The sequence below is a fragment of the Neobacillus dielmonensis genome, from assembly GCF_000612665.1.
GTDB lineage: Bacteria > Bacillota > Bacilli > Bacillales > Cytobacillaceae > Neobacillus > Neobacillus dielmonensis.
In genome coordinates this window covers 1-11,692 of record NZ_HG942040.1, presented here as the reverse complement: position 1 = coordinate 11,692, position 11,692 = coordinate 1, and the positions used below count along the sequence as shown (strand labels likewise).

At 41.2% G+C, this 11,692-nt stretch carries 10 protein-coding genes; 1 reads left to right on the top strand and 9 read right to left on the bottom strand.

The genetic code is table 11. The features are described from left to right. Positions 1-259: 259 nt before the first annotated feature. From BN2425_RS04320 to BN2425_RS04280, 9 genes are all read right to left on the bottom strand, one after another. Complete coding sequence (locus BN2425_RS04320; protein ID WP_042455447.1) at positions 260-1,036, bottom strand: serine hydrolase; 777 nt, start codon at positions 1,034-1,036, stop codon at positions 260-262. Positions 1,037-1,038: 2 nt separating this feature from the next. Further along, a complete protein-coding gene (locus tag BN2425_RS04315) occupies positions 1,039-2,049 on the bottom strand; it encodes an ABC transporter ATP-binding protein (RefSeq protein ID WP_042455443.1) in 1,011 nt (336 codons plus the stop codon). Between the two features lies 1 nt (position 2,050). Beyond that, positions 2,051-2,971 (bottom strand): C40 family peptidase, encoded by a 921-nt coding sequence (locus tag BN2425_RS04310; protein ID WP_042455440.1) that lies wholly within the window; start codon positions 2,969-2,971, stop codon positions 2,051-2,053. A gap of 2 nt (positions 2,972-2,973) precedes the next feature. After that, positions 2,974-4,065: a mandelate racemase/muconate lactonizing enzyme family protein gene (locus BN2425_RS04305; RefSeq protein ID WP_042455437.1), complete on the bottom strand. Its 1,092-nt coding sequence runs from the start codon at positions 4,063-4,065 to the stop codon at positions 2,974-2,976. Between the two features lie 14 nt (positions 4,066-4,079). After that, positions 4,080-5,003, bottom strand: a complete 924-nt coding sequence (locus BN2425_RS04300) for a S66 peptidase family protein (RefSeq protein ID WP_042455434.1) — start codon at positions 5,001-5,003, stop codon at positions 4,080-4,082. A gap of 80 nt (positions 5,004-5,083) precedes the next feature. Continuing rightward, positions 5,084-6,712, bottom strand: coding sequence for a peptide ABC transporter substrate-binding protein (locus BN2425_RS04295; RefSeq protein ID WP_042455431.1), 1,629 nt, complete (start codon positions 6,710-6,712; stop codon positions 5,084-5,086). A gap of 24 nt (positions 6,713-6,736) precedes the next feature. Beyond that, entirely contained in the window at positions 6,737-7,732 is a 996-nt protein-coding gene (locus BN2425_RS04290) for an ABC transporter ATP-binding protein (RefSeq protein ID WP_042455428.1), read from the bottom strand. A 4-nt stretch (positions 7,733-7,736) separates the two neighbouring features. Further along, positions 7,737-8,690, bottom strand: a complete 954-nt coding sequence (locus tag BN2425_RS04285) for an ABC transporter permease (RefSeq protein WP_042455426.1) — start codon at positions 8,688-8,690, stop codon at positions 7,737-7,739. Beyond that, the gene (locus BN2425_RS04280) at positions 8,690-9,622 is read right to left on the bottom strand and encodes an ABC transporter permease (protein ID WP_042455425.1); all 933 of its coding nucleotides are present in this window, start codon (positions 9,620-9,622) and stop codon (positions 8,690-8,692) included. The genes BN2425_RS04285 and BN2425_RS04280 overlap by 1 nt, the downstream gene beginning before the upstream one ends. A 462-nt stretch (positions 9,623-10,084) precedes the next feature. Between BN2425_RS04280 and BN2425_RS04275 the strand changes: the two genes are divergently transcribed. Next, positions 10,085-11,566 (top strand): TerD family protein, encoded by a 1,482-nt coding sequence (locus tag BN2425_RS04275; protein WP_042455422.1) that lies wholly within the window; start codon positions 10,085-10,087, stop codon positions 11,564-11,566. Positions 11,567-11,692: the final 126 nt, after the last annotated feature.

Sequence of the window (11,692 nt, the reverse complement as noted above, 5' to 3'; positions counted from 1 at the left end):
TAGCTTCTCTACTTAGAGTTACCCAAAAGTAATCAAAATACAAATTTAGAGTGGGGGCCTTGACAGTTTCGTTCATATCAGGAGGCTCCCTGGCACACCCTAAGGTCCACGAAGCACCTGGAGTGGAAATCCACAGGCCCCATAGCATCGACAATTTATTTGTAAAACCAATTTTTAAATCACAAAAATAAAAAAATTGCCGAGAAATATCCCCTTCCTCGACAATTTGGACTGACGTTTCGTCAGCCCTTTTGTTAATTTATTTAGCTTTAACCATATAATCATAAATGTATTTCCCAATCCTGCTGATAACCTGTCTTGCGGTATAAGGTTCATCAAGTTCGTCTGTTAAGATGGCTACATAGGCAGTTTGGTCGTTATAGGCCATAATTGCACAGTCATTCTCGACCTTTGGCAAACTGCCGGTTTTATTTGCCACATAAATTTTATCCAAATCCATCATGGCAGGAAGCTTATCCTGAAACTGCTGAGCATGCATGATTTTTAAGGCAAGGCTGCGGCTCGTCTCTGATAGAATACTTCCTTCATTCATCGCCTTTAAACAGCAAACCATATCTGCAGCGCTTGTTTTATTGTCAAGGCCTCGTTCCTTTGCTTCGAAGTCCATCATCTTTCGATTCAGTACCGTGCCGGTCATCCCTATTTTTGTGATTGTGCGATTGATGGATTCAATTCCTAATCTGTCAATCAGCATATTGGTGGCGGTATTATCTGAGACGGTAATCATTAATGTTAATAAGTCCAATAATGTTAATCTCGCCTCTGAAGAAAGCGACTCCAGCACGCCTGACCCACCAGCCCTATTTTCAATCCTAATCAATTCATCTAGGTTAATCAATCCGGCGTCACACTGCCGAAGGCCCTCTATTAAAATTGGAACCTTAATAACACTGGCAGAAGGAAACACATCCTGTGAATTGAAATCTAACCGCACATTACCGATTTCGATAGCAAGCCCGATTCTTCCCTTAAATTCGATTAGCTCTTCCGCTATTTTAACTTCTAATGGATGCATATTTACCTCGTTGCCGCAACCTGGGAATAATCTTGACCGGAGGATTTTTCCTTATCATATAAATGGCAGGCAACAAAATGATTTTTCTCTAGTTCTTGCCATGCAGGGCGAACCGTGGCACATACTTCCATTGCCATTGGACAGCGGGTCCTAAATACACATCCGCTTGGTGGATTAATTGGACTTGGCAACTCTCCTTTTAAGATAATTCTTTCCCGCTTATCCTCGATATCGGGGTCAGGAATCGGAATTGCAGAGAGCAACGCTTGGGTATACGGATGCATCGGTTTATGATATAATTCCTTGCTTGTTGTTAACTCAACTAAATGTCCTAGATACATAACACCAATTCTATCACTAATCTGCTTGACCATCGATAAATCATGGGCAATAAACAGATACGTTAAGCCCTTTTCTTTCTGAAGACGCATTAATAGATTTACAACTTGCGCTTGTACAGACACATCAAGTGCCGAAATTGGTTCATCAGCAATGATAAATTCTGGGTCTAAGGCCAGTGCTCGAGCAATGCCAATCCGCTGGCGTTGTCCGCCGCTGAATTCATGCGGGTAACGGCTCGCATGTTCTTTACTTAAACCAACATCCTCCAACAGCTGATATACCCGTTGTAATCGTTCCTGCTTACTTGCAAACATTCCATGTACTTCCATTGGCTCAGAAATAATTTCAGCTACGGTTGATCTTGGATTTAAGGAAGCGTACGGATCCTGAAATATCATTTGCATTTGCCGATGGAACTCAAAGCGTTCCTTCTTGTTAAACGAGTGAATATTCTTTCCGTTAAAAATAACTTCTCCTTCGGTCACATCATATAAACCGATAATGGTTCTTCCAGCAGTGGACTTCCCACATCCGGATTCTCCTACAATTCCTAATGTTTCACCCTTATTAATGTGAAACGAAACACCATCAACTGCTTTAAGATTTTCATCTTTCCCCAATTGGAAATGTTTTTTTAAATTTTTTACCTGTAATAAAGCCTGCTTTTCCATACTATACCTCCGTATCCAGCCCCAGCCAGTAGCGTCTTGCTGCGCATAGTTCTTGTTCGTAGATGGTTCCTGCTAGATCGATAATCTCCACTGTTTTCCCAGTATTCGGAGAATGTAGTAGTTTTCCGTCACCATAATAAATTCCAACATGATGAATACTGCCTTTTCCTTGCTCGTAGGCAAAAAACAGCAGATCTCCTGGTTTTATTTCTGCTAATGGCACGCTCTTTCCATGGTTAGCTTGATCATGAGCATCCCTTGGGATAATATAACCGTTAGCCTTACACATCGAATAACTCAATCCCGAGCAATCATAACCATAGCTGCTCATGCCGCCCCAAAGATATGGCAGCCCCAGGAATTGCTCCCCTGCGGCAACAATATCCTTACCTGTTCCTTTATATCGGTCTGCTAATCTTTCAAAGACAACAACATTTTGCCAATCTAGAGCACCTGTTCCATCTGGTGTCCTTACCCATACCTTATCATCCTCTTCTTTTAGAAGCGGCAATGTCGTTTGAAACGAGAGCTCCAGAGGCAGATTTTTTAATAAATGAGCTTTGGGTTTGGTAACCACTACCACTGGACCAGTTGTTAGATTCCAGTCATCCTCACACCTGGTCAGTTGGGATTTGGGTACCCATCCGGGATAACCCGAACCATTCTTCGATGTAGGCTGTTCCGGAATTAAAATATGCGCCCATTCCTCTTTCTCTTCTATGAGCAATACTTCCTGCCCATATAGGAGCTGTGTTTGAACTAGATTATCATCGCATAAACTTAACCTGGTCTCAAAAGTCAAACTGTTCAACCAATCATCGAGATTAACAGGGTTCGTTACAGCATCCCAGTCTATTTCTCTAGCAGAATTATAAGATGTCCAAACGGTCGCAACCGAAACATTCACAAGCCTTCTATCCACTTTTAAACACCTCCAACTAAACTTACCTGTTTAATCCCTAGACCTGGCGTTTCAGGCAATGTGATATGCCTTCCGTTATATTGAATGCCACCATCTACAGGGTCCTTTGCCAGCATTAACGGTGCGTCAAAATCATAACGGGTGATATTCTGTTTGCTTGCAGCAAAATGGGCCGCAGCGGTTAGTCCAATCTTTGTTTCAATCATACTACCGACCATACACTCCACTCCACAGGTTTCAGCCAAGGCATTAATGATTTGGGCTTGGTAAATACCACCCGCTTTCATTAATTTAATATTGATTAAATCCGCACTTCTTGTGGTTAAAACTTGAAATGCCTGTTTTGGCGTAAATACACTTTCGTCCGCCATAATCAAAGTTTCCACGTTATCCGTGACTTGTTTAAGACCTTCGATGTCTGCGGCTTTAACAGGCTGTTCCACGAGTTCTATGCCTAGTCCACTGTCTTCGAGCTTACGGATTGCCCGGATGGCATCCTTAGGTGTCCATCCTTGATTGGCATCTAGTCGCAATTTTATATCGTAACCAACGCGATTCCTAATTTCCTTTATTCGGTCGAGATCTTTCGCAATATCATCTTTACCCACTTTTACCTTTAGAACATTAAAACCATTTTGGACATAACGAACGGCGTCTTCGCCCATTTCCTCCGGTCCGTTCACGCTAACGGTAAAATCGGTTTCTACTTCTTTTTTATGGCCGCCAAGAAATTGGTATAAAGGCAGCTTGCAATTTTGTGCCAAGCAGTCGTACAATGCCATATCTACTGCTGCTTTAGCACTTGAATTCCCTACTAAAATCGTTTTTAAGCCTTGAAAAATCAATTCATAGTTTAATAAACTCTTGTTGAGCAAAAATGGTTTTATGACTTCATGGATAGCCGCTTCAATGCTTAACATGCTATCGCCAGTGATTACCACAGTCGGCGGTGCTTCTCCCCAACCAACAATACCGTTGTCACAAGTAATCTTTACGTAAACAGATTCTGCTGTTGTAACAGTCCGTAACGCCGTTTTAAATGGTTTTATTAGCGGTACAGCCACTCTAAAGGTATCCACTTGCTCTATCTTCATTTTTTATCCGTCCTTTACAAGATGCCACTATCGACAATGAGTCTTTTTTCAAATGTATTTAATTTTGCGTCCACACCAAAAGGGATGGTTATATTAGGATTGCAATGACCGATTTGAAACCCTTTTACAGCCGGTTTCCCTGCAAGTTGTACATAGTGCCCGATGACCTCTTCTAATGATAACGTGACCTCTCTTTTTGAGGCAGAGTCACTGAAATCACCGATTAAGATACCACTGGCCTCTGTAAGCTTTCCAGCCATATACAGCTGGTTGAGCATGCGGTCAACAGCACGGGGTTCTTCGTGAACATCCTCAATAAATAAGAGTTTTCCTTTTGTATCCAATTCAAATTTAGTTCCCAGTGTGCTAATGATCAATGACAAATTGCCGCCAACCAATTCACCGCTGGCCTTGCCTTCAACCAGTACTTCCAATGGTGATAATTCCTCTGAATAATCCAATTCTTTAGGGTCGAATAATTGTAAATAACCTTCTTTGGATAAGGAGTGAACATCGTCTTGACCGATATCTGACGCCAGCATGGGGCCATGAAAGGTCACGAGCCCAGTCTTCTGGCGAATGCTAGTATGTAAAAATGTAATATCACTATAGCCGAAAAATATCTTAGGATTATTTTTTATGATTTGATAATTGATTCTCGAGGCAATTCTTCCCGTTCCATATCCGCCTCGGGCACAAAAGATCGCCTTAACTTCTGGATCCTCAAACATTTCATGTAAATCGTCTAGTCTCTCTTGATCAGTGCCGGCCAAATAGCCATATACTTGTCGAATGTTTTTACCAAGTTTAATATTTAACCCTAAATCCTTTAAAAATTGAATCCCCTTTTCAAAATCATCCATATCTGGCGGACTGGCAGGTGCAATAACACCAACCGTATCTCCTTTGAAAAGCCGCTGTGGCTTTATCTTATTCATCCAATCTCCTCCCCTCTCTTTTATCATATTTCTTTAGGACAAAAGGGATGTTCTATCGAACACCCCCTTGATTCTTTTCCTTACTTCTTATCTGCCCATTTTAACTCCAAGTAGCCAACTGGGTGACGTACGATACCAGTTACTGCATCACTTTGTAAGTAGACTTGGTTATAGAAATGAACAGGAATAATTGGCATTTCGTCAAATAAGATTTTTTCAGCTTTATACATCATGTCAAAGCGTTTCTTTTCATCTTTTTCCAATTTGGCATCCTTAATTAATTGGTCGAACTCGGCATTGCTCCAGCCAGTACGGTTCATTGGGGAACCAGTAACAAAGTTCTCTAAGGAGTTGATTGGATCGGCATAGTCATTTAGGAAAGAACTTCTGCTAAACTGTAGGTTTAATGCTTTTTGTTCATCCGTAAATACGTTACTTTCCATACCTGCCAATTTAACATCGACACCAATGTTTTCTTTTATCATTTGCTGAACGGCTTCAGCCATTTTTTTATGAATATCGCTGGTGCTGTAAGTTAAAGTAACTTCTGGAAGAGTCGTGTACCCTTCTTCTTCCATTCCTTTTTTCAATAATTCTTTAGCTTTTGCTGCATCGGTCTTTACTAAGTCTCCGCTTGTTTTACGGAAGTCTTTACCATTTGCATCATTAAAGCCAGGTGATACAAATCCGTATGCAGGCTTTTCTTGGTTTCTTGTCACAAGATCAACAATTTGCTTTTGGTTAATCGCCATAGCAAATGCCTTGCGGATATTTACATTATTGAATGGAGCTTTATTCACGTTTAAGCGATAGAAATACAATCCGGCTTGGTCTTCAACTTTTACTTTACCATCTTTAAACAACTTTTCAGCTAATTCTGGCGGAACATCAGAAGAGTCAAGTTCGCCAGTCGTATACATTTGATATTCCGTATTATCATCATCGACCATTGCCCAATTAATTTTGTCGATTTTGACATTTTTAGCATCCCAATACTTATCATTCTTCACCATTACAAAGTTACTGTCATGGTTCCATTCAGATAATTTGTATGGTCCATTTGCTACAAATGAGTCTGCTTCCGCAAACCAATTTGGATTTTCTTTGGCCACTTTTTCATTAATTGGGAAGAAGCAAGGATTAGTAATAACACTTAAGAAATAAGCTTGTGGGCTGACTAATGTCACTTCAAATGTTTTATCGTCGACCGCTTTTACCTTTACGTCATCGGCAGATCCTTCACCGTTATTGTAAGCTTCGCCGCCTTCAATAAAATAGGCAAGGAATGCTGCAGAAGAAGCCGTATTAGGATCTAATAAACGTTTCCAAGCAAAGACAAAGTCACCAGCTGTTACATCGTCACCATTTGACCATTTGGCATTATCACGGATGTGGAAAGTGTACGTTTTACCATCTTTAGAAACATCCCATTTTTCTGCAATCGCAGCCTGTGGCTCATGTTTCTCATCCAAACGGGTCAAACCTTCCATTAAATTGTTCAATGCATTCCAAGAAACAGCATCAAATCCAATTGGCGGGTCAAACGAAGTAGGTTCTTGCCCATTGTTCCAATTCAGCACTTTTTCGGTTTTTTCGCCTGACTTGCCTTCATTTTTCTTTGGTTCACTTCCGGCATCTTTATTTGCTGTACAAGCAGCCAAAGCAAATGCCAACATGACAGCTGTCAAAATTGTTACAAGCTTTTTCATGTTTTACCCCCTAGATAGTTTATATTAATATTTTGAAACCAGTTTTTGGGCCCGTTCATCTTGCAGCCAGCAATCAACAGAATGCTGGTTGGTTAATTGCGATTTAAACGGGTAGACTTTGTCACAAACCTCCATGGCATACGGACAGCGGGCGGCAAAAGCACAACCTACTGGTGGTAAAAACAAATCTGGAGGTGTTCCCGGAATTGGGATTAATTCCGCCTTTTCCATATCTAATCTTGGTACGGATTTTAGCAATCCTTTTGTATATGGGTGCTGCGGGCTGTAAAAAATCTCCCGCCTGGAACCGATTTCAACAATTCTCCCGGCATACATAACAGCAATCCGGTCAGCAACCTGGGCCACGACCCCTAAATCATGGGTAATCAAGATAATCGAAACCCCTGTTTTCTTTTGAATGTCACGGAACAACTCGAGAATTTGCGCCTGTATTGTTACATCCAGTGCTGTAGTCGGTTCATCTGCTATTAACACATCCGGACGGCAAACGAGTGCCATCGCGATGACAATCCGCTGTCTCATCCCACCGCTAAATTGGTGAGGATATTGCTTCAGCCGTATTTCAGGATTTGGAATTCCAACAAGATTTAGCATCTCAAGTGCCACCTGCTTGGCTTGGTCATTGGAAAGGTGCTCATGTTGCTTGATCCCTTCCATAATCTGATCGCCAATGGTCAGCGTTGGGTTTAAGGCTGTCATTGGATCCTGGAAAATCATCGAAATATTCGCCCCGCGAACTTTCCGCATTTCCGGTTCCTTTAGTTTTATTAGATCTTTACCTTTAAAAAGAATTTCCCCGCCTGTTATCTTACCAGGCGGATTCGGAATTAATTTCATAATGGTTTGAGAAGTGACACTTTTCCCGCATCCTGATTCTCCAACGATAGCTAAGGTTTCCCCTTCATGTAAATCGAAACTGACCCCGCGGACGGCCTTCACTTCACCGCCGTATGTTGAAAAGGATACGTGAAGATCTTTAACTTGAAGTATTTTTTCCATGCTGCTACCTCCTCAACTTTGGATCTAAGGCGTCCTGAAGCCCATCACCTAGAACATTAAATGCAAACATGGTTAATGATATAAATAAGGTTGGGAAGAATAACCTCCACCAATAGCCTGATAGAATCGTAGATAGTCCATCATTAGCCATTACTCCCCAACTAGCATGTGGAGCTTGAATTCCTAGACCGATAAAGCTTAAGAAAGCTTCCGCAAAAATGGCTGAAGGAATGGTCAGTGTCATTTGAACGATAATTGGGCCCATGGTATTTGGCAGCAAATTCTTGCGGATGATTCGCGATGTTTTGGTGCCAAATGTTTTGGATGCGAGCACAAACTCATAGTTTTTAATTTGTAGAACTTGCCCCCTGACGATCCTAGCCATTCCAACCCAACCTGTAATTGACAATGCTAGAATGATGGTCGTTAATCCAGGTCCAATTACGACCATGACAAGGATGACGACTAGCAGATAGGGCAATCCATATAAAATTTCTACAAACCGCATCATCAAATTATCCACACGGCCGCCTTTATAGCCGGCAATACCACCATAGGTTACCCCTATAACAAAATCGATTAGGGCCGCCATCAACCCGACGAACAATGATATTCGTGCCCCATACGCTGTTCGCGTGAACACATCACGTCCTAAATCATCCGTTCCGAACCAGTATTTACCTGATGGAGGGAGATTTTGATCCAGCAATGTTTGTTTTTCAACTGTATGCGGTGAAATGATCGGACCGAAAATAGCAAACACAGCTAAAAATACGAGAAAAACTAAACCTGCCATTGCTAACTTGTTTTTCAACAGCCTGTGCCACGAATCTTTCCAATAGGAAAGGCTTGGTCTTACCACAGTTTCTGCTTGCTTTATATTTTTCTCCTTCGGGGTAAACCACTCATCCGGAATATCAGGCGAAATATTTAATGTTTCTTGTTTGCGCAGTTCCATTATTTCGCCTCCTTTTTACCTAGTTTAATACGAGGATCTAAGAATCCATATGCTAAATCTACTAAAAGCAGCATAAAGATTAAAATCGCACTATAGAAAATGGTAGTGCCCATAATAACCGGATAATCACGGTTATTGATACTGTCGACAAAATACTTTCCCATCCCCGGGATAGCAAATATTTTTTCAATGACAAACGTACCGGTTAAGATGCTGGCAGCCAATGAGCCTAATACTGTTACTACTGGTAATAGAGCATTTCTCAAGGCATGTTTAAAAACAATTTTCACTGGTGACAGCCCTTTGGCTTTAGCAGTTTTTATGTAATCCTGTGTTAATACCTCCAACATGCTCGAACGGGTTAACCGAGCGATAATTGCCATTGGTCCTGTAGCGAGCGCCAAGATTGGCAATACCATATGCTTGGGACTCTGCCAAGTAGCAACCGGGAAAATAGGAAAATTAACCGCGAGTTGCTGGATTAATAGAGTAGCCATAACAAAGTTTGGTACAGAAATTCCAATAACCGCAATGCTCATCGCTAAATAGTCAATAAAACCGTTATGTCTTAGTGCCGCAATGACCCCCAATATAATTCCAGAAATGATTGCGACAAGGAGTGTATAAAAGCCTAGTTCGAACGAAACAGGGAAACCCCTGCCGAGCATATCATTTACGGTCTGGGACGATTTTTTTATTGATGGTCCCAAGTCACCTTGAACAAGTTGCTTTAAATAATTGCCATACTGAACCATAAGCGGCTTATCCAAATTGTAATAGGCCTCAAGGTTTTTTTGTACAGCTTCATTCGTCCTTCTTTCTTCATTAAAAGGAGACCCTGGGACTGAATGCATTAGGAAAAACGTCCCAGTAATAATCAGCCACAACGTAATGATCATTGAGACCAAACGTTTTATATAATATGTATTCACGTATGACCACTTCCTAACAGTATGTTATTCTTAATGCTACCTCGGTCATGACAAGCTTTACTTGACAGGCTTCGCGAATCTATCATTAACTATCACTTACCACGATTTGGAATTCGAAGTGATTTCCCATTTATTACTTTCGTCATAATAACTCGGCTGCATGATCGTGCTGCTTGTCTCTCTTCACGGTTCAATTGGTCGTCCTACAAAACCCTTTTATATCAACAACTAAACTTCCCCTTTTATCCCCTTTCATTTAAATTTCTCTATTTTCTAAATATTATAGAATAATATATATTTTAATTCAAACTGTTCTTAAAATAAATAGCGAAAATTGATAAATATTATGTTAGTTAATCTTACATCCCGATAAATCAGAAGATAGTTCTCTTTTTATTTTCCACTATTAGTTAAATACATTATAATAAACATAATATGGATTATAGATAGGAAGTGAAAATATTGGGTGTTTCATTAAGTAAAGGACAGAAGGTAGATTTAACAAAGACCCATCCCGGATTACAAAATGTAGTCGTTGGACTAGGTTGGAACATTGGCAATCAGGGTTCAAATTTTGATTTGGACGCTTCGGCATTTTTATTAGGGGCAAACGGTAAAGTTCAAAGCGATCAAGACTTTGTGTTTTATAATAATCCTTCCGGGGGTAACGGCTCGATTACCTATAGCGGCGATAACCGTATTGGTTCAGGTGTTCGGGATGATGAACAACTCCGTATCAACCTAAATCTTGTTCCGCCCCATATCCATCGCGTTGCTTTTACCATCACCATTCATGATGCTCAAATAAAAGGACAAAATTTTGGACAAATCTCTGATGCCTACGTCAGGATTTTCAACGAAATGACCAATGAAGAATTATTACGGTTTAACTTAGGAAGAGATTTCACCGTTGAGACAGCCATTGTGGCAGCGGAGTTATACCGTCATAACGGAGAATGGAAGTTTAACGCCATTGCTAGCGGTTTTCAAGGCGGCCTAGCCGCGTTGTGCCGTAACTTTGGGATCGATGTGGATGAACAACCAGCAGCTCCTTCACCACAGTTCAATCAACAACCGTTCCAACATAACCTGGGGCAAGGTAATTCTTTTCAGCAACAGACCCAGCAGCAGTCATCGTGGCAAGCTGACCAAAGCCATTATGACCCATATAGGCAAAGTCAGGCGAACCCGTCTACATACCATTCACAGCCGCCGGTTCATTTGCAGCCAGATTCCTCCTATCAACAGCCAGCATATGGATACTCTGGAACCGCTTTTCCTGCTGCTTCAGGTTCTCACCAAACATATGGTGGAGACGACATTGCTTGTCCTCGCTGCCACTCCACCAACATACGGACAGGAAAAAAGGGTTTTGGTTTAGGAAAAGCTGCAATCGGCGGATTAATTCTTGGGCCAATTGGATTACTTGGCGGATTTATTGGGCAAAATCAGCTTAAATTCACCTGCAATCAGTGTGGAAATTCTTGGTCTCCTTCTCAAACGGATTATGCAGAATGGGCTAACAATCAAAAGCGGAAAGCACAGGATTTATTTAATCGCTATAAAAGCCAGGATGTTATGGACGCGGTTGTAGCTGCATGCGCATTAGTAGCGATGGCTGATGGATATCTAGATGCTTCGGAACGCCAGAAAATGCTGGATTTTATTCATCAAAGTGAAGAGCTACGGGTTTTTGATACGAACAAGGTGATTCAAAAGTTTAACCTTTATGTATCGAAATTGCAGAATGACCGGATGCTTGGACGGGCTGATGCTTTTAAGGCACTCGGGGCCATTAGGACGAAGCCGGAAATAGCCAGGCTGGTAGCTCGGTATTGTATTGCAATTGGTTATGCAGATGGGAATTTTGATCACAACGAAAAGCAAATGGTATCGGATATTTGCCGCGAACTTGGCTTAAATCCCGCTGAATTCTTGTCATAATAAAAAAGAGGCTGATTTTCAGCCTCAGGCTGTCGAAAAACCCTTCGGCAGCCTCTTATTACATCTAATTACTTTAACAGTTCACCGCGTTAATATGATATAATATTATTAACAATAGATTATTAA